This is a genomic window from Nisaea acidiphila (genome assembly GCF_024662015.1).
Lineage (GTDB): Bacteria > Pseudomonadota > Alphaproteobacteria > Thalassobaculales > Thalassobaculaceae > Nisaea > Nisaea acidiphila.
In genome coordinates, this window is record NZ_CP102480.1 from 466,687 (window position 1) to 486,917 (window position 20,231).

At 61.9% G+C, this 20,231-nt stretch carries 24 protein-coding genes; 8 read left to right on the top strand and 16 right to left on the bottom strand.

The features are described 5' to 3' along the window. Window position 1 precedes the first annotated feature (1 nt). From NUH88_RS02305 to NUH88_RS02315, 3 genes are all read right to left on the bottom strand, one after another. The gene (locus NUH88_RS02305) at window positions 2-340 is read right to left on the bottom strand and encodes a hypothetical protein (protein ID WP_257769715.1); all 339 of its coding nucleotides are present in this window, start codon (window positions 338-340) and stop codon (window positions 2-4) included. A gap of 101 nt (window positions 341-441) precedes the next feature. Then, complete coding sequence (gene mobA, locus NUH88_RS02310; protein ID WP_257769716.1) at window positions 442-1,071, bottom strand: molybdenum cofactor guanylyltransferase MobA; 630 nt, start codon at window positions 1,069-1,071, stop codon at window positions 442-444. Continuing rightward, window positions 1,061-1,954: a formate dehydrogenase accessory sulfurtransferase FdhD gene (locus tag NUH88_RS02315; RefSeq protein WP_257769717.1), complete on the bottom strand. Its 894-nt coding sequence runs from the start codon at window positions 1,952-1,954 to the stop codon at window positions 1,061-1,063. Before NUH88_RS02315 ends, mobA begins: the two co-directional genes overlap by 11 nt. Before the next feature lie 167 nt (window positions 1,955-2,121). On the opposite strand from NUH88_RS02315, the gene moaA reads away from it, so the two are divergent. Beyond that, on the top strand, window positions 2,122-3,114 hold the full coding sequence (gene moaA, locus NUH88_RS02320) for a GTP 3',8-cyclase MoaA (RefSeq protein WP_257769718.1): 993 nt from the start codon (window positions 2,122-2,124) through the stop codon (window positions 3,112-3,114). A gap of 75 nt (window positions 3,115-3,189) precedes the next feature. Then, entirely contained in the window at window positions 3,190-3,357 is a 168-nt protein-coding gene (locus NUH88_RS02325) for a hypothetical protein (RefSeq protein WP_257769719.1), read from the top strand. A 12-nt stretch (window positions 3,358-3,369) separates the two neighbouring features. On the opposite strand, the gene NUH88_RS02330 is transcribed toward NUH88_RS02325, so the two are convergent. Next, window positions 3,370-3,834 (bottom strand): molybdopterin-guanine dinucleotide biosynthesis protein A, encoded by a 465-nt coding sequence (locus tag NUH88_RS02330; protein ID WP_257769720.1) that lies wholly within the window; start codon window positions 3,832-3,834, stop codon window positions 3,370-3,372. Window positions 3,835-4,028: 194 nt separating this feature from the next. On the opposite strand from NUH88_RS02330, the gene NUH88_RS02335 reads away from it, so the two are divergent. The 3 genes from NUH88_RS02335 (at window position 4,029) to NUH88_RS02345 (ending at window position 6,073) form a co-directional block, all read left to right on the top strand. After that, entirely contained in the window at window positions 4,029-4,787 is a 759-nt protein-coding gene (locus NUH88_RS02335; protein WP_257769721.1) for an NAD kinase, read from the top strand. Between the two features lie 6 nt (window positions 4,788-4,793). Continuing rightward, entirely contained in the window at window positions 4,794-5,762 is a 969-nt protein-coding gene (locus NUH88_RS02340) for an arginase family protein (RefSeq protein WP_257769722.1), read from the top strand. 122 nt (window positions 5,763-5,884) lie between these two features. Then, window positions 5,885-6,073: a hypothetical protein gene (locus NUH88_RS02345; RefSeq protein ID WP_257769723.1), complete on the top strand. Its 189-nt coding sequence runs from the start codon at window positions 5,885-5,887 to the stop codon at window positions 6,071-6,073. Here NUH88_RS02345 and NUH88_RS02350 read toward each other — a convergent pair. From NUH88_RS02350 to NUH88_RS02375, 6 genes are all read right to left on the bottom strand, one after another. After that, window positions 6,070-6,867, bottom strand: a complete 798-nt coding sequence (locus NUH88_RS02350; protein WP_257769725.1) for an N-formylglutamate amidohydrolase — start codon at window positions 6,865-6,867, stop codon at window positions 6,070-6,072. The genes NUH88_RS02345 and NUH88_RS02350 overlap by 4 nt on opposite strands. A gap of 76 nt (window positions 6,868-6,943) precedes the next feature. Further along, entirely contained in the window at window positions 6,944-7,963 is a 1,020-nt protein-coding gene (locus NUH88_RS02355) for an ABC transporter ATP-binding protein (protein WP_257769726.1), read from the bottom strand. Window positions 7,964-7,965: 2 nt separating this feature from the next. Further along, on the bottom strand, window positions 7,966-8,946 hold the full coding sequence (locus tag NUH88_RS02360) for an ABC transporter ATP-binding protein (RefSeq protein ID WP_257769728.1): 981 nt from the start codon (window positions 8,944-8,946) through the stop codon (window positions 7,966-7,968). 11 nt (window positions 8,947-8,957) lie between these two features. Continuing rightward, entirely contained in the window at window positions 8,958-9,893 is a 936-nt protein-coding gene (locus NUH88_RS02365; protein ID WP_257769730.1) for an ABC transporter permease, read from the bottom strand. Beyond that, a complete protein-coding gene (locus NUH88_RS02370; protein WP_257769731.1) occupies window positions 9,890-10,867 on the bottom strand; it encodes an ABC transporter permease in 978 nt (325 codons plus the stop codon). Before NUH88_RS02370 ends, NUH88_RS02365 begins: the two co-directional genes overlap by 4 nt. A 72-nt stretch (window positions 10,868-10,939) precedes the next feature. After that, window positions 10,940-12,553, bottom strand: a complete 1,614-nt coding sequence (locus tag NUH88_RS02375) for an ABC transporter substrate-binding protein (RefSeq protein WP_257769732.1) — start codon at window positions 12,551-12,553, stop codon at window positions 10,940-10,942. Window positions 12,554-12,768: 215 nt separating this feature from the next. Here NUH88_RS02375 and NUH88_RS02380 point away from each other — a divergent pair, with 215 nt between their 5' ends. Together NUH88_RS02380 and NUH88_RS02385 are read left to right on the top strand one after the other, a co-directional pair. Beyond that, the gene (locus tag NUH88_RS02380) at window positions 12,769-13,743 is read left to right on the top strand and encodes a M14 family metallopeptidase (RefSeq protein ID WP_257769733.1); all 975 of its coding nucleotides are present in this window, start codon (window positions 12,769-12,771) and stop codon (window positions 13,741-13,743) included. 81 nt (window positions 13,744-13,824) lie between these two features. After that, window positions 13,825-14,940, top strand: a complete 1,116-nt coding sequence (locus NUH88_RS02385) for an AbrB family transcriptional regulator (RefSeq protein WP_257769734.1) — start codon at window positions 13,825-13,827, stop codon at window positions 14,938-14,940. 46 nt (window positions 14,941-14,986) lie between these two features. Here the strand turns inward: NUH88_RS02385 and NUH88_RS02390 are convergent, their stop codons facing one another. The 4 genes from NUH88_RS02390 to NUH88_RS02405 all read right to left on the bottom strand — a co-directional run bounded on the left by NUH88_RS02390 (window position 14,987) and on the right by NUH88_RS02405 (window position 17,249). After that, window positions 14,987-15,424 (bottom strand): hypothetical protein, encoded by a 438-nt coding sequence (locus NUH88_RS02390; RefSeq protein ID WP_257769735.1) that lies wholly within the window; start codon window positions 15,422-15,424, stop codon window positions 14,987-14,989. A 101-nt stretch (window positions 15,425-15,525) separates the two neighbouring features. Continuing rightward, a complete protein-coding gene (locus NUH88_RS02395) occupies window positions 15,526-16,323 on the bottom strand; it encodes an SDR family NAD(P)-dependent oxidoreductase (RefSeq protein WP_257769736.1) in 798 nt (265 codons plus the stop codon). 35 nt (window positions 16,324-16,358) lie between these two features. Then, window positions 16,359-16,541, bottom strand: coding sequence for a hypothetical protein (locus NUH88_RS02400; protein WP_257769737.1), 183 nt, complete (start codon window positions 16,539-16,541; stop codon window positions 16,359-16,361). An 87-nt stretch (window positions 16,542-16,628) separates the two neighbouring features. After that, window positions 16,629-17,249 carry a TetR/AcrR family transcriptional regulator gene (locus tag NUH88_RS02405; protein ID WP_257769738.1) on the bottom strand — a complete coding sequence of 207 codons (621 nt, stop codon included), beginning with the start codon at window positions 17,247-17,249 and terminating at the stop codon, window positions 16,629-16,631. Window positions 17,250-17,334: 85 nt separating this feature from the next. Between NUH88_RS02405 and NUH88_RS02410 the strand changes: the two genes are divergently transcribed. After that, a complete protein-coding gene (locus tag NUH88_RS02410) occupies window positions 17,335-17,880 on the top strand; it encodes an anthrone oxygenase family protein (RefSeq protein WP_257769739.1) in 546 nt (181 codons plus the stop codon). On the opposite strand, the gene NUH88_RS02415 is transcribed toward NUH88_RS02410, so the two are convergent. Both NUH88_RS02415 and NUH88_RS02420 read right to left on the bottom strand, forming a co-directional pair. Beyond that, complete coding sequence (locus NUH88_RS02415; RefSeq protein ID WP_257769741.1) at window positions 17,877-18,842, bottom strand: alpha/beta fold hydrolase; 966 nt, start codon at window positions 18,840-18,842, stop codon at window positions 17,877-17,879. The two genes, NUH88_RS02410 and NUH88_RS02415, sit on opposite strands and share 4 nt — an antisense overlap. Then, a complete protein-coding gene (locus NUH88_RS02420) occupies window positions 18,835-20,178 on the bottom strand; it encodes a glutamine synthetase family protein (protein ID WP_257769742.1) in 1,344 nt (447 codons plus the stop codon). The genes NUH88_RS02415 and NUH88_RS02420 overlap by 8 nt, the downstream gene beginning before the upstream one ends. Between the last annotated feature and the right edge of the window lie 53 nt (window positions 20,179-20,231).

A 20,231-nucleotide genomic window follows, 5' to 3' on the forward strand; every position in this document is an offset into this window, starting at 1 on the left:
GTTATTCGACGGAACAGCCGATGCGCTCGCCGGCATCGGACACGACGAGAGTCTCGCCGACCTGCATGGTAACCCAGCAATCGTCCCATTGCTTGCGGCTGCGTGCCTCCACCTGAACTGTGCGCGACCCGGCCTTGAACTCCATTTTCCCTGAATCGCCGGCGGATACGACGAGAATATCCTCGGTCCAGAGTTTCACCCTGACCCGCGCTTCCGTGGAAGAGTCGTTGCGGACATTGATGTGGTCCATTTTGGGACCCGGCTTTTCCTCTTCGCCGAAGCAGGCCGTCAGGCCGAAGAGGGCCACTGCCATCAGGAAGGTCGAAACAAGTTGCGGCATGATGTTCCGCCAAGACAGAGAAGAGAGAAATTTCCTTACAGTTCTTACACCTAAGCGCCGCTCTTGAGAAGTACGTCTATTAAAAATCGAAAACAAAGCAATTATTTTATCGCTAATTTCAAAGCATTTTCAGCCCTTTGAATGTCATCCGGATGGTTAATATTGAAGAATGGATCGGTTGGCTCGTCGGCAAAATGGACAACGGAAAGCCTGAAATTCGCCGTCCAACGGTCAACTTTGCGAATCTCCTGATCCAGCACCGCGCTCCGGAGATTTCCGGCGAGCCGCACCGGCCAGAGACCGATGACCGGATGGTTTCGCCCCCCGGACTCCGCGCAGGCAAGATCCGCCCCTTCGGCCTCGATCGCCGCCGTAAGGCGGCCTGCAATATCCTCCGGAACAAACGGGGCATCGGTGGCCACCGTGAGGATCCATTCCGCGTCGAGGACATGCTCTTTCGCCCACATCATCCCCGTCAGTACTCCCGCCAGCGGCCCCTGGTGTCCGGGGATGACATCCGCCACGACCGGGAGGCCGAAGTCGGAAAAGCGCGAAGGGTCACCGTTCGCATTCAGCACCATCGTTCCGACCTGTCCCCGCACCCGTTCGATGACGTGCGAAAGGATCGGGCGTCCGGCGAGCATCCTCAGTGATTTGTCGCCACCGCCCATGCGGCGCGATTGACCGCCGGCCAGCAACACCCCGACGATGTCTTGCCGCTCAATCGGCATCGCCGGCCACACTTGATTTTCGCGCGCTCCGGGCCGGCTCCTCACTGACCGAGGAGAGGTCTGCGTCATAGACAAGCCGCTCCTCGCCCGAGAGAGCAATGAACCGCTTGCCTTTGGCCCGCCCGATCAGCGTCATTCCGGCTTCGCGCGCGAGATCGACGCCCCAGGCCGTGAAACCCGAGCGAGAAATCAGGATCGGAATCCCCATCTGTACCGTCTTGATCACCATCTCGCTGGTAAGCCGCCCCGTCGTGTAGAAAATCTTGTCGGCCGGATCGATGCTGTTCAGGAACATGTAGCCCGCGATCTTGTCGATGGCATTGTGGCGGCCCACATCCTCCATATAGATCAGAGGCTTGTCTTCGCGGCAAAGCACGCATCCATGGATCGCGCCCGCTTCCAGATAGAGACTCGGCGTGTTGTTGATCTGCCGCGACAATGCATAGATCCAGGAAGTCCGAAGCACTGCATCTTCCGGCAGCTCGATATCTTCGAACTTCTCCATCAGATCGCCGAATACCGTGCCTTGCGCACAGCCGGACGTGCGAATCTTCTTTTGCAGTTTCTCTTCGTAATTCGTTTCGCGTTCGGTACGAACCACGACGAGCTCGAGGTCCTCATCATACTCGATACCGGTAAGTACGTCGTCCGGCCGGAGCATGTTCTGGTTCAGCAGGTAGCCGACGGCGAGATAGTCCGGGAAATCGCCTATGGTCATCGCGGTGACGATTTCCTGACCGTTCAGAAAAATCGTCAACGGCCGCTCCATGATGACGGATATCTCTTGCTCCCGCCCCTCATGATCGAGGCCGGTAAGGCGCCGCGTCAGGCGTGGGTCGTCCGGATGTGGCCCGACGAGATAGTCCGGAATGTCTTGCTTCATGAGCTAACTATGGGCAGTGCTCCGGCATCAGGCAATCCACATCGCGGTAAAGCGCGACCTCGACGTTTCGTCATATCGGCGCAATATTGAAGATGGCAAAGTCGGGCGCTATATCTGGTCGTGCATATCGGCCTAGCGAAAGATCCGCCGGCCATCAGGGAGAAGACATGCTCGATCCGTTCGGACGCGACATCAGCTATCTCAGGGTTTCAGTAACCGACCGCTGCGATTTCCGCTGTGTCTATTGCATGTCGGAAAACATGACCTTCCTGCCGAAGAAGGACCTCCTGACACTGGAGGAGATGGACCGGCTTTGTTCAACCTTTGTCGATCTCGGGGTTAAGAAGCTCCGCTTTACCGGCGGCGAGCCCCTCGTCCGCCGCAATATCATGACGCTCTTCCGCAACATGCGACGCCATCTGGAAAGCGGAGCGCTCGAGGAAGTGACGGTCACCACGAACGGCAGTCAGCTCGGTCGCTTCGCTCAGGAACTCTATGACTGCGGCGTGCGGCGGGTGAACGTCTCGCTCGACACGCTGAATCCCGAAAAGTTCCAGAAGATTACCCGCTGGGGCCGGCTCGACCAGGTGCTCGAAGGCATCGAGATCGCCAGACGTGCGGGGCTGGCGATCAAGATCAATGCCGTCGCGCTCAAGGGCGTAAACGACACCGAACTCGGCGACATGCTGCAATGGTGTGGCGACAATGGCGACGACATGACCGTGATCGAGGTCATGCCGATGGGCGATATCGGCGGCGAGGATCGGCTTGACCAGTACCTGCCGCTCTCGATGGTCCGTGCGAAACTCGCCGAACGCTTCACGCTGAAAGATATCGACTACAAGACCGGTGGCCCCGCCCGGTACGTCGAGGTCGGGGAGACCGGCGGGCGGCTCGGTTTCATCACGCCGCTCACCCATAATTTCTGCGAGAGCTGCAACCGGGTGCGCCTCACCTGTACCGGCACGCTCTATATGTGCCTCGGTCAGGACGACGCCGCGGACCTGCGCGCGCCGCTGCGCGAGAGCGAGAGCAATGCGCCGCTCGTCGCCGCGATCGAGGAGGCCATCGCGCGCAAGCCGAAAGGCCACGATTTCATCATCGACCGCCGGCATAACGGCCCTGCGGTCAGCCGCCACATGAGCGTCACAGGCGGATAAATCCGCCGCTTGGCTTCACGTATCGCATAACCCGGCGTCTATACGGTTTCAGCAGATGGCCGTGGATCCCGGATCATGAGACACCGTTCCCGACAACTTCAGAGCTTTGCCTTGCGGCAGATGCAGTTCCAGTTGCCGCTCAGTGCCTTTTCCGTACTCGGCTCCCGCTGCGCCGGCTGTCGGGTGTCCATGTCCGGTCTCGACCCACGGTCGATGCTGCTCTGCCTTTATCTGCTGCGCTAGACGTCGCGTCGGTCACTCGATGACAAAACGATGGGCGTAGGTTCTCCCGTCGCTGATGGTCAGCTCGGTGAAGCCCAGCATCTTGCAGAAATCGAGAAAATTGAAGAGCGACTCAACCTGGAGCTCGCGGAGAATCTTTGTCGTTCGAGCGACATTCGTCATCAGGGCCAAGACTGCGCGGGCTTGTGCGAGCGTGGTCATATGGTCGTCGTAGAGGCTGACAATGATCAGCTTCTCCGCATCCCCTCCCTTGGCGAACATCGCCCGCTGCGGAGGGTAAGGACGCTCGCTGACACTCTTCGCGACGCCCGAAACGAAAGCCAGGCGGCTTTCCCGCGTCGCCTGGGGGATCTTCTGCGCCTTCGAGACGTACTGCTCCTCGCTCACGGTATCCGGATAATAATAACCCGCGTGCCTCGACGAGGCCGACGCCGGGAGCGATGCCGACACAAGCAGAAGCGCCGCAATGGCCGTCATCGTCAATTTACCAAACAATTTCATCTAGAAGCCCCCCGGTTCCGGAACGCGCAACGCCGCACGGTCGGCAGTCGATTGCACGTGGATCATGCCCGACGGATCATGCATAGTCGCACCAGACGAATAAAGGCCGTTGAGGCCGTCTCGCGCATTCCCGGGCATCCCGGCCCGGATCCTGAAGGATATTGCCCCGCATGAAGATCGCCTTCACAGCCTCCCGAGCGCCGGACGCGCAGGAAGCTTATGCCGCCCTGACAGCGCGCTACGGCAACGTGATGCATGCCGAGGCGGATGTCATCGTCGCGCTCGGCGGCGACGGCCAGATGCTGGACACGTTGCGCGACAATTTCGATCGGCCGGTGAAGGTCTTCGGCATGAACCGCGGTACCGTCGGCTTCCTGATGAACGAATACTCGCCCGACGATCTCGAAGCGCGGATCGAGGCGGCGGAACAGGTGACGCTGCACCCGCTCCGCATGGATGCGGAGAAAGAGAACGGGACCGTCGAGCAGGCGCTCGCGATCAACGAGGTCTCCATGCTGCGTCAGACGGCGCAGGCCGCAAAAATCAGGATCACCATCGACGGCACCGTGCGCCTTGAGGAGCTGGTCTGTGACGGAGTGATCGTCGCGACCCCGGCAGGAAGCACGGCTTACAACCTCTCGGCGCATGGCCCGATCATCCCCCTCGGCGCGGGTGTTCTCGCGCTGACGCCGATCAGCGCCTTCAGGCCTCGGCGCTGGCGCGGCGCCCTTCTTCCGCACGAAGCGAAGATCGAATTCGAAGTTCTCAATCCCGGCAAGCGCCCGGTCAGCGCGACTGCTGATTCGACGGAAGTCCGCGATGTCGTCCGCGTCCGCGTGCGCGAGGACCGCTCCGTCAAGCTCACCCTGCTCTACGACCCGCAACACAATCTGGAAGAGCGCGTTCTGAAAGAGCAGTTCGCGCCCTGATACCGCATGACAGACAAGCCCGATCTCGGTGCGCTCTTCGGAGCGACGCCAGCCGAAACTTTTCTCGGCATCGAAAAATGCAGCGATCCGAGCCGCGCCGAGGGCTCTTCCGCCTTTATCGGAGCGCCCGGCGCAACGCCTTATGGATCGGTTGGCGCCTATTGCCGGAATGCACCGGATGCCCTGAGGAAGGCCACATCCTCCCTCACCGCGAATGTCGACCGGCATAATTTCGACCTCGGCGGACCGATCTTTCCGACAGGTAGCCGCCGTGCCGTGGATTGCGGCAACCTCCCGTTCGATGAAGCGGATTTTGCCCGGAACCGCGAGGTCATTTCCGACACCGTCCGGAAAGTCGTCGGCAGCAGCGCCGTTCCGATCCTCGTCGGTGGCGACGATTCCGTGCCGATTCCCATGCTCGATGCGCTCGCCGCCACCGGCGAGCGCTATACCGTACTGCAGATCGATGCCCATATCGACTGGCGGCGAAATCATATGGGGGAGGAGTACGGTCTCTCGTCGACCATGCGACGGGCGTCCGAGATGCCGCATATCGAGAGGATCCTCCAGGTCGGCGCGCGCGGCATCGGCTCCGCCCATACGGACGATTACCAGGACGCGGTCGCCTGGGGCGCGCGTTTCTTCACCGCGCACGACATTCACCGGGACGGCATCGCGCCGGTGCTGGACCTGATCCCGGAGGGAACGGAGATTGTTGTCTGCACCGATGTCGATGCGCTCGATCCGTCGCTCGTCCCAGGCGTCATCGGCCGCACCCCCGGCGGGCTCGCTTACCACCATGTGCTTGATCTTTTTAAGGGCGCAGCGGAACGCGGAAATATCGCGGCGATGGACTTCGTCGAATATGTTCCGGAAGCGGATATCGACGGCCTGGGAGCGCTGACGACCGCTGGCCTGATTGCTGCCGCCATGGGCCTCATAGCCCGGCAGGACAGCCATTCCGGGGAAACATGAACGGGCAATCAATCGGACTATCCCACATCGACTGTCGGGGCGTTAACGATTTGATTACCAATACAAGGGTATGTTGCTGTCGGCCTGCGAGATCGGAACTCTACGTTTGTGGGGAATGAGGGATGACCGATTACTGGGACAATGTGGACACGGATGGTCCGTTCGAAACCAATGACCTGAACGCTTATCTCGAAGAGCGCAGAAGGAAAGCCGCGCAATATCTGCGCCTTGCCAAGCGTGCCCAGGCGAAGATCGAAAAGCTGCAGAAGATCGAAGAAGCGCACCGCAAGGCACTGGGCCAGAACGACTAGGCCGACCTCTCTCCCGCATATCCGGCCAGCCAGGCCGAGAACGCATCAAGATCCCGCTTCAGACCAGAGAACCCGCCATTCCGGGTCATCCGCTCGGTATCGATATAGAGAGCCCGGTTGATTTCGATCTGGATCGAGTGGCGTCCGGCAGACGGATCGCCGAACCGGCGGATCATTTCCGCGCCTTTGTAGGGATCGTTCACCGAGACCGAATATCCGCGCGCTCTCAGCCAGCCCGCGACCGCCTCGACGAATTCCGGCGCCGCCGTCCGCCCCTCGCAGTCGCTGACCACGAAATCGGGCCGCTTTGCACCTGCATCGACATTCATCTTGGCGCCGACCGGTTTCATTGAATGCCAGTCGACATGCCAAACGGCGCCATGCGCAGCGTGAAGCCGGTCCAATCCGGCCCGCACGGCGGCATGGTATGGGCGGTAGAACTCCTCGATCCGCCTCTCGACCTCGGCGACCGAGAGCGGCCCGTCGTAAATCGGGATACCTTTGAGGATCTCGCGGCGGATCAGCCCCATGCCTCGAACGCTCTTGTCCGTCGGCACAGCGCCTCCGGGCCATGGAGCGTCCAGCATGGACTCGTCGATATCGTCGTCGCCGCGGTTCACATCGATATAGGTCCGCGGAAACTCCGCCGCGACAAGCCCGATCCCGTGCCCGAGACAACCCGAAACCAGTTCGTCGACAAAGGCGTCCTCCCCGGTCCGAAGATCGGAAAGACTCACCCGGGTCACGAAGTCGTGCGGGATGGTGCGCCCCGAATGCGGAGAGTCGAACAGCACCGGAACCGCCTCGCCTCTAGGCAAGTGCTCTGTCAGGACATTGGGGATACGCCGGACCCGGGGACCCGGCGCCTTTTCAGAGACCATCGTTCAGATGACAGGCAGAGATTCGGCCAGGCGCGATTTCCCTGAGCGCCGGCTGTTCGACCCGGCAGCGCTCCGTCGCGTGCGGGCAGCGCGGATGAAAGTGGCAGCCGGGCGGCGGATCGATCGGCGACGGGATCTCGCCCTTGATCGGGACAAAGGTGCGCTTGCGCGTGTCCAGCCGCGGCACCTCGTCCAGAAGCGCCTTCGTGTAGGGATGGTTCGGTTCGCGGAACAGCTCGTCCGTCGGCGCGCTCTCGACTACGCGGCCGAGATACATGATCACGACTCGGTCGCTGAGATGCTCGACCACACCCAGATCGTGGCTGATGAAGAGATAGGTGAGGTTCAGATCCTCGCGCAGGTCCATGAACAGGTTCAGGACCTGGGCCTGGATCGAAACGTCGAGCGCGGCGACGGACTCGTCGCAGACCAGGAAGTCCGGCTTCACGGCGAGCGCGCGGGCGATGCCGATGCGCTGGCGCTGACCGCCGGAGAACTGGTGCGGATAGCGCCGGACATAGCTCGGGTCGAGCCCGACCCGCAGCATCACCGACTGCACGTAATCCTCGACCTCGCTCTGGGAAACGATGCCGTGCACGCGAGGCGCCTCGCCGATGATGTCCCGCACGCGCAGCCGCGGGTTCAGCGAACTCATCGGATCCTGGAAGATCATCTGGATCTTCAGCTGCGCATCGCGCGCTTCCGCGCCGCGCAGATCCGAGACATTGCGCCCGCGATAGAACATCGTCCCGTCGCTCGGCGCATGCACGCCGGCCACCACGCGGCCGAGCGTGGACTTGCCGCAGCCGGACTCCCCGACCAACCCCACCACCTCGCCGTCGGCGATCGAGAGCGAAACATTATCGACCGCATGCACGGTTTCCTCGCGCACATTGGCCCCCAGGCGCTGCCCGATCTTCGCGGCCAGGTCGAGATGCTTGGTGAAGCGCTTGGAGATACCGTCGAGCTGCACGATCGGCGTCGCTGCTTTGTCCATTTCCATCGCCATGATCAGACAGCCTCCGCCACAAGCGGGTGATGACAGCGGATCTGCCGTCCGCCGGCGGCACCGGAAAGCACTGGCGCCTGTTCGCAGGTCGGCGTCGCGTGACCGCAACGCGCGGAGAAGGCGCAACCCGCCGGAAGGTTCAGCAAGGAAGGCGTCATCCCGGGAATCTGCTCCAGTCTCTTGCCGCGCGCATTGCGGCTCGGCACGGAACCGATCAGGCCCGCCGTATAGGGATGCATCGGCGCATCCAGCACATCGTCGACCTCGCCGAACTCGACCACGCGGCCGGCATACATCACCGCCACCTCGTCCGCGAGACCGGCGACGACCGAAAGGTCATGGGTGATCCAGATCATCGCTGTCCCCGTTTCGGCGCAGAGCTTCTGCACCTCGTAGAGGATCTGTCCCTGGATCGTGACGTCGAGCGCCGTCGTCGGCTCGTCCGCGACGATCAGGTCCGGCTTGTTCAGCAGCGCGATCGCAATCGCCACGCGCTGCCGCATGCCGCCGGAGAACTGGTGCGGATAGCTCTTCAGCCGTTCGTCGGGAGACGGGATGCCGACCTGTCCCAGCGCATCGCGGGCCCGCTGGCGGGCCTCGTCGTCGGTCACCTTGTGATGCGCCTTGATGGCCTCGATCATCTGCGTGTCGATACGCAGGACCGGGTTCAGGGTCATCATCGGATCCTGGAAAATCATCGCGACGTTGTTGCCGCGGAGCTGGCGCATCCGCTCGTCGCTGGCACCGACGAGATTCTCCCCCCGATAGAGGATCTCCCCGCCGACCACCCGGCCCGGCTCATCGACCAGCCCGAGGATCGAGAACCCGGTCACGGTCTTGCCCGAGCCGGACTCGCCGACGAGGCCCAGGATCTTGCCCTTGCCGACGGAAAAGCTGACATCGTCCACCGCCTTCACCACACCGGCCTTGGTGAAGAAGTGGGTCTGGAGATTACGGACCTCGAGGGTCGGTAGTTCGCTCATTGACCTCGGTCCTATTTCTGCAGGCGCGGATTGAGAACGTCACGCAGACGGTCGCCCACGAGATTGATGGTGACGATCGTGAACAGCAGGGCCAGCCCCGGATAGACGCTGATCCAGTACTTGCCGCTCATGATGTATTCGAACCCGTTCGAGATCAGCAGCCCGAGCGAGGGTTCGGTCACCGGCAGGCCGAGACCAAGGAAGGAAAGCGTCGCCTCCAGGGAGATCGCGTGCGCAACCTGCATGGTGGCGACCACGATCAGCGGCGGCATGCAGTTCGGCAGCATGTGACGAAAAATCACGCGCGGCTTGGAGAGGCCGAGACAGGTCGCCGCCTCGATATATTCGCGCCGCCGCTCCACAAGGGCGGAGCCGCGCACGGTCCGCGCATAATAGGCCCACTGCACGACAACCAAGGCGACCATGATCTTGTCGACGCCCTTGCCGAGGGTCGCGAGCAGCACCAGCGCCACAAGGATCGCCGGAAAGCTCAGCTGGATATCGACGACGCGCATGATCACGGTATCGACCTTGCCGCCGAAATAGGCCGCGCTGAGACCGAAGGTGACGCCGATCAGGAGCGCGATGATACCGCTGCCGATCCCCACGCCGAGGCTGATCCTGAGGCCGTAGATCATGGCGCTGACCATATCCCGGCCGAGCCCGTCGGTACCGAGAAAGGCCGTGACGCCGCTGCCCATCTTCTCGCCCGGCTGAAGCAGGTTGTCCATGAAGGTCACCGAAGCGAGATCGTACGGATCGGTCGGCGAGATCAGCGGACCGAGCAGCGCGATGATAACCACGAGCAGCACACCGAACGCGCCGAAGACGGCGATCTTGTTTTCCGCGAAATCGGAAAGGAAACGTCGGAACGGCGTCTCCACCTCGGCGACTTTCTTTTCCCGCCCGGCGGCGCCGAGCCCGGCATCGTCCTGAACGGCCGTCATGATTTCATCTCCTGCAGGCGGACCCTCGGATCCAGAACGGAATAGAGCACGTCGACGATGAGGTTGATGACCACGAACAGCATCACGATGAACATCAGGTAGGCGACGATCACCGGGCGGTCGAGGAAGTTGATCGAGTCGATCAGCAGCTTGCCCATTCCCGGCCAGGCGAACACGGTCTCGGTCACGACCGAGAAAGCGACCAGGCCGCCGAATTCCAGACCGAGCACCGTCACAACCGGGATCATGATGTTCTTGAAGAGATGAACGCCGATGATCCGCGCTTCGCTCAGGCCCTTTGCACGGGCGAACTTGATGTAATCCTGGTGGACCACTTCGCGGGTCCCCGCGCGCGCCAGCCGGATCACCATCGACAGTTTGAAGAGGGCGAGGTTGACCGCCGGCATCAGGACATGTGACAGCCCGTCCAAGGTCAGGATGCTGATATCGATACCGAGCACCTCAACGGTGTCGCCGCGTCCCGTGGACGGCAGCAGACCGAGCATCACGGCGAACAGCAGGATCATCATGATCCCGACCCAGAAGGTCGGCAGGCTGAAGCCTAGGATGGACCCGGTCATGATCGTTTTGGAAACCCATGAATCAGGCTTCAGGCCGGCATAGATCCCGAGCGGAATCCCGATCACGACGGCGATGAAGAGCGCCGCGAAGGCAAGCTCGAAGGTCGCGGGCATGCGCTCGACGATGAGCTGCATCGCCGGCTCCTGGAACACGAAGGAGCTGCCCATATCGCCTTGCAGCGCGTTTCCGATGAAACGCAGATACTGCATGTAGAAAGGCAGATCGAGGCCCATCGACTTGATGATCGCCTCACGCTCCGCCTGGTCGGCATCGTCGCTGACAAGCATCTCGACCGGATCCCCGACAAGGAAGACACCGCCGAAAACCAGGAGCGACATAATGAGCACGACGAGCGCCGCCTGAAGCAGACGGCGAATGATGAACACAGTCATCTTTTATCTCGACACCAGCAAGGTTAGGGAAAGCGGCCGGGAACGCGCCCGGCCGCTTTCCATTGTTTTTTGTTATTCGGCGCTGAAATCGTACGCGGTTGTGCGCTCATCCGTGCGCGGCGCGTATTTCAGACCCTTCTTCGTGGCCCAGGTGTTGACCTGATAGTGCAGCGGAATGATGCCCTGGTTCTCACCGATGGCAATGTCCGTCGCCTTGGCCAGCAGCTCCTGCCGCTTCGCGTCGTCCACCGTCGCGAGCGCCTGCTTCAGCAGGTCGTCAACCTTCGGATCGGAATGACGACCGCGGTTGGACGCGCCCATGCCCTTGGACTTGTCGTGGGTCGCCAGCAGCGACTTGATCGGCGAGGAGGCCTCACCGGTGCCAGAACCCCAGCCGACCAGCACGAAGCTGAACTCCGGGGAGCCGTCCGGACCGCCCTTGGACGCGCGCTTGAAGTAGACGTTCTTCGGCATGGTCACGACCTTGGTCGGAATACCGTTGGCCGTCAGCAACTGGCCGATCGCCTCGGCGATCTTCGCGTCGTTGATGTAACGGTCGTTCGGACCATGAATCGTCAGGCCGAACCCGTCAGCCCAACCGGCTTCCGCGAGAAGCTTCTTCGCGGCCGCAGGATCGTAGGGATCCGGCTTCAGGTTCGACGACACGCCGAAGAAGCCTTTCGGCAGCAGCTGGCCGGCCGGAATGGCGATCCCTTCCATCACCCGCTCCACGATGGCGTCGCGGTTGATCATCATCGAAATCGCCTTGCGGACGCGGGCGTCCTTCAGCGGATTCTTGTCCAGCGGGTTGCCGTTCTTGTCAGTCACGAAAGGCGACTTGTCCCGGAACTGGTCCATGTGAAGGTAGATCACGCGGTTTGAGATACCGGAGCTCAGCGCGACGCGCGGATCCTTTTCCAGACGCGCGACATCGACCGTCGGCACGTTGTCGATCGCATCGACGTCACCCGCCAGCAGGGCCGCGACACGGGCCGGCTCGGACTTGATGAACTTGAAGGTCACCTTGTCCCAGGGTTGAGCGATCGGGCCGATATAGCCGTCGTACTTCTCAAGGACGATCTGCTCGCCCTTCTTCCACTCGACGAACTTATACGGGCCGGTCCCCACCGTGGCGGTGCCGTCGTTGAAGTCCTTCGCGGAGATGCCTTTGTTCGTGCCGGTGCTGTCGGTGCCCTTGGCTTCGGACGACATGATCAGGATCGTCGTCAGGTCGTTCGCCATCAGCGGATAGGGCGATTCCGTCACGATGTGGAGCGTAAGGTCGTCGACCTTCACCAGCTTCTTGCCCTTGGTGTAGGTGCGGAAGCTGGAGTTGCCGCCTTCATAGCCGTCGGCGCGCTCGAAAGAGAAAATCACGTCGTCGACGGTCAGGTCGGAGCCGTCGTGGAACTTCAGCCCCGGACGGAGTTTGAACTCCCAGGTGGTGTCGTTGACCGTCTTCCAGGATTCGGCGATCGAGCCGAAGATCTGCTGGTTGGAGTCGAAATCGACGAGACGGCCGAACACATGGCCGATCATGCCGTTGTTCGGTCCGAGATTGTGGAAGTACGGGTCCATAGAGGACGGTTCCGAGCGAACGCCGATCACGATATCGGCGGCCAGAACATTCGTGGTCATAGCGGATAGCGCCACGGCCGCAAGACCAAGCCTGCGCAGTGCCTTCATCCCTGCCTCCTGTCGTCAGTCACAGATTGATTTTGCGTCGGTTGTATAAATTTCCGGCGCTTTGGAAGGGTCGAGCATGGCGCATAAAATTCGGCACCGCAAGGCCAGTGCGGGCATACGGGAATACCACGGCTTGTCGCCCGCCAGAGCTTCGCGCTACGATCTTGAAAACGGCCGGAAAACCGTTCGATGGCAACAGGTGGGGGGAACTGCCCATGTCCGATGCCGTTCCGGCAGCGCTTTCGGACGACTATCCCGTCGAGCTTGAAGCTCCGGATATCTCGCCCTATCGGGACGGCAACTCAGGCGTTCCCTATTTCACCACGTTCGAGTCTGGCCGCGCGGGTCCCGAGGTCCTGATCACGGCGCTTGTTCACGGCAACGAGCTGTGCGGCGCTATCGCTCTCGACGATCTTTTCCGCCACGACATCCGCCCCCTCCTCGGCCGTCTCACGCTCGGCTTCTGCAATGTCGCGGCCTATGCGGAGTTCCGCGCCGATTACCCCGCCTTGTCGCGCTTCATCGACGAGGATTTCAATCGGGTCTGGGATCTCGAAATGCTTCAGGACAAGACGCGGAGCCTGGAGCGTGCCCGCGCACGGGAGATCCGGCCACTCGTCACCAAGTCGGAAATCCTGCTCGATCTGCACTCCATGCAGCATGCGACGGGCCCTCTGGTACTCGCCGGCCGGCATGCCAAAGGACGGACGCTGGCGGAACAGGTCGGGGCGCCGCCGCTGATCGTGCTCGATGCGGGACACAAGGCGGGCCGCCGCCTGCGCGACTACGATTTTTTCGACGATCCGGACGACCCGCGCACCGCCTTGCTGGTCGAGTGCGGGCAGCACTGGTCCAGTGCCGCCGCGTCGGTCGCGATCGATGTGACCTACCGTTTCCTGCACGCCGTCGGACAGATCGGGCGCGAGACGCTCGAAGAACGCTGCGGACCTTCCGCGCCGCCGGCGCAGAAGGTTGTCGAAATCGTGCGAGCGGTGACGGTGAAGACCGATGCCTTCCGGTTTCATGGCGATTTCCGAGGGATGGAGGTCATCCCCAAAGCAGGCACAGAAATCGGCCGTGACGGCGACGAACCGGTGCTGACACCGCATGACGACTGCATCCTGGTCATGCCGACAAGGCGGCTCAGCCGCGGACTGACCGCCGTCCGTCTCGGCCGTTTTATTGAATAACCACCCGTTCCCGCTTTATACTGAGACTTCCATTCCCGAATACCGAGAAAGCGCCCGGCGACCGCCGGGACGAATCACGATTTGACAGACCCCACAGCGCCCGGCGCATCAGAATCCGCCCCCTCCGGCTCGCAGGCGACACCGGAAACCCGTCAGCATGTCCTGCGAAAGGCCCTGGTTGCCATTGCCATCGGCACTGCCGGGGGATTTCTCTTCGCCTTTCTCAAACTGCCGCTCCCCTGGATGATGGGAGCGATGGTCGCAACCACGATCTGTTCCATCGCGGGTCTCAATATTGGACTGCCGCAGCCGGTGCGGATGGTGATGATCGCCATCCTCGGGGTCATGCTCGGGAGCGCCTTCAAGCCGGAGCTGCTCGATCACCTGGGCAAATGGGCCGTCTCCGTCACGGGCCTGTTTTTCTATGGGATCGTCGCCCTGGTGCTGGTCTTGCTGTTCCTGCGCAAGGTGGCGAAATACGATCCGGTCACCGCCTATTTCTCCTCCTCTCCGGGAGGACTCAACGAGATGGTCATCGTCGGCAAGGCGATGGGCGGCGACGACCGGATCATTGCCCTCACCCACGCTTCGCGCATTCTGATCGTGGTCATGATCATCCCGTTCCTGTTCCGGATATTCGGCGGCTACGAGCCGCAGTCCGGCATGCTGCCGCCCGGAAACGGTTTCGACATTCCGGCACATGAATGGGCGCTGATGGCGGGCTGCGCCATTGTCGGCCCGCTCGTCGCCCGCCGGCTGAAACTGCCCGCCGCTCCCTTGCTCGGCGCCATGGTGCTGAGCCTCGTCGTGCATCTGACGGGCTGGAGCAAGAGCGCGCCGCCCAGCATGCTGATCGCCGCGGCCCAGGTCGTGATCGGAACCGGCGTCGGCTGCCGCTTCGCGGGAACACGGGTGAGCGAGGTCCTGAAGATCATCCAGACTTCCTTCGGCGCCTCGCTGATCCTGCTTTCCACCGCCGTCGCCGCCGGCTTCCTGCTGCAGGATCTGGTGGGGCTGCCCTGGTATGTGCTCGTGCTGGCCTACGCGCCCGGCGGGCTCGCGGAAATGAGCATGGTGGCGCTCGGGATCGGGCAGGACGTCGCGTTCGTCGCCACCCACCATCTCTTCCGGATCGCTTTCATCGTGGTTCTTGCGCCGCTCGCATTCCGGCTAATACGAAAGGCTTGGACGGCCTAGACGGTGCATATTTGCACTGCGAGCAGCGCCGACGGTGAAAAGGTGGCTAGGCGCAGTCTCCGACTTCGCCGTTCGCGGCCGCGTCAATCTTGGCCGCGACCCACATCCGGGCCGTGTCAACATCCTCGAAAATGCGGAACGCCGCACCGGCCAGCGCATATACCGGGCCGAGGATCGCTTCGCACAAATGGTATCCTTCGGTTTCTGGCGAAACGACGAAAGCGGACGCGACAAGGTTTCCATTGCGCTCCGGGTCCCGCATGTTTTGCCGGATCATATCCAAGGCTTCGGCCGTGAACATCACGCTGCCGTCAATGATGGCGACAGATCCCCATGGTCCGGATTCCGTCAAGCGGATGCGCTCTTCCCGAGTCCGCTCCGTCGACAAAATAAGTGCTTCGAGATTGAAGGGACCTGTGTTTCGCGACATCAAAATCCTGCCATCTGTCCAGATTGCACGATTCCCATGCGGTGCCATTACCATGCAATTGCTCCACGGTTCCGGTCTCCCTTCAAAAACCGTAGCGTAGCTTAGCGCTTTGTACAATAGTTTCAAAAATTTGTGGCCGTAGTCGGTGTCGTCTGTCAGCTAAATTTCGCGGTAACTCCACCATCGACGACGAGTTCGGTTCCGGTGATGTAGCGCGCATCGTCCGACGCGAGGAACAGCACCGCCCTTGCCACGTCCCAGGCATCGCCCATGTGGCCCATCGGACATTGCGCGTCCCGCAGCCGGTGCATCTCGTCGATATCGCCCTCGGAATAGGCATCCGGCAGACCGACCTCGATCATCGGTGTCTTCATCAGCCCCGGCAGCACGCAGTTCGACCGGATATTGCGGGCGGCATATTCCAGCGCAACGGAGCGGGAGAACGGAATCAGCGCCCCTTTCGTGGTCGAATAGGTGATGTAATCGACGCCGGTGTGACGGATACCGGCAATCGAGGAGGTATGAACGATCGCGCCCCCGCCCCGCTCCAGCATGTGCGGAACGGCTGCCTTGGTGCAGAGGAATGCGCTTGTAAGATTGACCTTTGCGACCCGGTCCCAGGTCTCGATATCGGTTCCCTCGACACCTCCGACCACGGCAATGCCGACATTGTTGTGCAGAATGTCGATCCCACCGAAAGCCCCCAGAGCGGCCTCGGTCATCGCAGCCACCTCGGCCTTCGAGGAAACGTCGCAACGGACAGCGATCGCCTCCCCGCCCTCTCCCTCGATGATCGAGCGCGTCTCTTCCGCCGCTTCGAGATTGATATCTGCGCAGACCACTTTCGCGCCTTCGCGCGCCATCAGCGTGGCGCTTGCCTTGCCGTTACCCCATCCAGGCCCGATCGAGCCGGCCCCCGTGACGATGGCGACCTTGCCCTCCACGCGTCCCATGCGCGCCTCCCCCGTCAAATTAGTTTTTCAGTTTTCTACCGGCGGAAGCGCACCACCATCTGGGCACGCTCCGCGGCGCGCGCGCTCTCGACGTGGTGCGGTACCGGCGCGATCCCGAGTTCGCGCTCCTTGTAACGGTCGATATCGACCTGCGTCAGTTCGAATAGATCGCAAAGCCAGATCGTGATCTTGGCGAAAATACGCTCGATCAGGAGCATGAGAGTTCCTCCGAAATCGGGATTCTGGTGTCCCATTTCTCATCAAAGCATGGGCCTGCCGTGGTGGAAAGACCACCTTGGCGCACCTCACTCTTGTGAATTTGAAACCGACGCACGGCCGAGGGTGAGAAAGGCGGCGAAAGCCGAATTGGCTCTTGCCGTGACCTCTTTCTGAGTCGGTGCCTCGATTGCGTCGATGACCCGACGGATCTGCAGATCGCCGATCATCAGATCGACATACCAGTTGGCCGCGGCAGCAGCGGAGTCGAATTTTAATGTCCCGCCGCGCATTGCGCGAGCCACCAATTCCTCGATCAGAGGCACAATCTTGTTCCGTCCGCCCTCGGCGATGACACGGCCAAGTTCTCCCGTGCAGTCGGAAGCGGCGGCCCGGTTCAGCAGGATGGGGCGCTCTGAAAGCAATACGCAGATCAGGACCGGCCCGAGACGCTCCAGCGCAACCAGCGGATCTTCCGTCTCCGCCATGGCCTTTCCGAGCCCGTCACGGATCAGTCCGGCATTGTCCTCAACCATGCGCTGGAACAATCCGCGCTTGTCGCCATACCACCGGTACATGGTCTGGTTCGACGCCTTCGCCGCCTTGGCAATGCGCAGCATCGAGGTCGCGTTGTAGCCATATGCACGCAAGAGGTCATAGGCAACGCGCGATATCTCCCGATGCCGCTCCGCCCTCGTTTCCGTCCTCATCTCGAGCCTCAAATTCTGCTTGCCTCTCCATAAGCGTACATATATGTACACTAAAAATTTGGATCATCAAAGCAAGGAGCACCGGATGCGCCGCCCCGTCGAAATGTTCGCCGTGATCAGCCTCCTTTTCTGCGGAGCGATATTCGGCTTTTTCTATGCGTGGGTCTGTTCGACGATGTGGGGGCTGGACGCCGCCGATCCACGCGTCGCGATTGCCGCCATGCAGGCGATGAACGCATCGGTGCGAAATGCCGTATTCGCGCCTGCCTTTTTCGGCACGCCCCTCGTGCTCGCGCTGACGGCGCTGATCGCCTGGCCTGTACATCGTGCCGCGGCCCTCTGGTTCGCTGCATCCGGGATCGTTTATCTGCTCTTCGGAGCCGTGCTGACCATGGCAATCAACGTACCGATGAACGAAGCGCTCGCCAGGCTTGCGGTTCCAGAATCGGTCGCCGCCGCCGAAGATATCTGGACTGGGTATTCCAAGGAATGGCAATTCTGGAACGTGACGCGAACGATCGCGTCCGGTCTCGCGCTCGCCCTGGCCGGGATTGGAACATTATCCATCGTCCGCCGGAGAAAGCTCGAACTCCCTGCCACCGGCAACCGGGATGCCGCCACCGCTGCTTAATCGGCCGGGCAGATACCTTCGATGAGAAACGCGTCGACCTCCCCCCAGACCTTCTCGCGGAGTTCGTCGCGTTCGAGCAGAAGTTCATGCCGCGCGCCCTCGAAACTGACGAGCCGGCAATCCGGCAGCATCGATGCGATCTCGTGCTGGGCCGCATTGGAGACCACCATCTCGTCGCCGGCGCTCAGGATCAGAACAGGCACTGTGATCCGCGAGAGGTAGGCCTTCCGGTTTACGAGGCGAATCGACCGTAACGCGGAGTAGAACCATTGGTAACTCGGCCCGCCGAGCGCAAGGTCCGGATTGGCGTCGATCTGGGCATGGATGCGGGCGAAACGGACAGGGTCACCGGTCAGGGGGTTGCCTTCGAACCCGCGGTACTTGTCGCTATAAGGGCCGGTTCCGGGCACGTAATTCTTGCCGAAACCGACGCCGACCGCCGTCCGCGCGAGGCCGTAGGCGACCGGACGCGGCCAGGCGCCTGTTTCGATATCCGCCATCGGCGCCGAGAGGATCACGCGGCTGAAGAGCCCCGGATGATCGTGCGCGGCGCGGAGTGCGAGATGCCCACCCATGGAATGGCCATAGAGGACCAGCGGTCCAGGCTGCTCGCGGAACCGGGTCAGGGTCAGCACCTGTTCCAGATCGTTCAGGAAATGCGCCATGTCGGCGATGTGCCCCATGCGCCGGTTGGCCAAAAGCCGGTCCGAAAGCCCCTGCCCGCGCCAGTCCAGGGTAATCACCCCGTATCCGCGGGCACGCAATTCACCGATCGTCTCGAGCGCCTTCTCGATGAACTCGGTAAAGCCCGGCAGCATCAGGACGGTGCCCGCGGCAGCACCGCCCGGAGCCGGAAAGCGCGCGATCCGGATCCGCACCCCGTCGGCCATGACGGGGAACTCTATGGTGCCTCCGGTACTTTCGACCGTCGGCAGCGATTCCGGAGCGACGGCTTCAGACATTGAGCAGCAGATACTCCCGTTCCCAGGCGCTGATCACCTTCTGATACGCGTTGGATTCCGCGAGCTTCACGGCGGTGAAGACATCGACGAAACGCTGGCCGAGAATCTCCTTCAGCGGTTTGGCCCGATTGAGGCGCATCAGCGCATCTTCCAGGTGGCGCGGCAGCTTGGCGGCGAGCGAATAGGCGCTGGTCTCGATCGGGGCCGAGGGCTCGATCTCCTCGACCAGGCCGAGATAACCGCAGGCAAGCGAGGCCGCCATGGCGAGATAGGGGTTGGCGTCGGCCCCGGCGACCCGGTTCTCCACACGGCGCTGCTCCGCGCCGGAGACCGGCACGCGCAGCCCCGTGGTCCGGTTGTCGACGCCCCAATGCATGTTGATCGGCGCATCGCTGTCGGGGATGAGCCGACGGTACGAATTCACATAGGGCGCCAGAAACGGCATGCCGGCCGGCAGATACTTCTGCAACCCGCCGATAAAATGCAGGAAAGCTTCCGAATGGGTACCGTCCTCGTTGGCGAAGAGGTTCCGGCCGGTCTTGGCATCGTAAACGCTCTGATGCACATGCATCGCGCTGCCAGGCTCGCCCTGCATCGGTTTGGCCATGAAAGTCGCGTAGACCTTGTGGTCGAGGGCTGCCTGGCGGACCGTCCGCTTGAACAGAAAGGCCTGATCCGCGAGTTCGAGCGGATCGCCGTGATTGAAGTTGATCTCCATCTGCGCCGCGCCGGCCTCGTGGCTCAGCGTGTCGACATCGATCGCCTGCGCCTCGCAATAGTCGTAGATGTCCTCGAACAGCGGATCGAATTCGTTCACCGCGTCGATGCCGAAGGCCTGGCGCGCTGTCTCCGGTCGCCCGGAACGCCCGACCGGCGGCTCGAGCGGGTAATCCGGATCCGGGTTCACCTTGACGAGGAAGAATTCGAGCTCCGGCGCCACCACCGGACGCCATCCCTTTTCCTCGTAGAGCTTCAGGATGCGCTTCAGAACGCCCCGCGGGGCAATGTCCACCGGGCTGCCGTCGGCGTAGACGGCATCGTTGATGACCTGCGCCGTGGGCTCCTTGTACCAAGGCACCATGCGGACGGTGTCTGCTTGCGGGATCAGGAAAATATCGCTGCGGCGCGGGTCGAGATCCTTTTCCTCGATATAGTCCCCAGTCACGTCCTGCCCGAAGATCGCCTCCGGCAGACGCAGTCCGCGCTCTCCGATCCCCTCGAGAAATTTTGCGGCAGGCAGGATTTTGCCCCGCGGGATACCCGCGTGGTCCGAGACCATGCATTCCACTTCCGTAATTCGCCGTTCGCTGATCCAGGCCCTGAGATCGACCGACATGAGTGCTCCGAGAGCAGTTTCGACATGATCATACGGCTCGCCCGGATTGGATC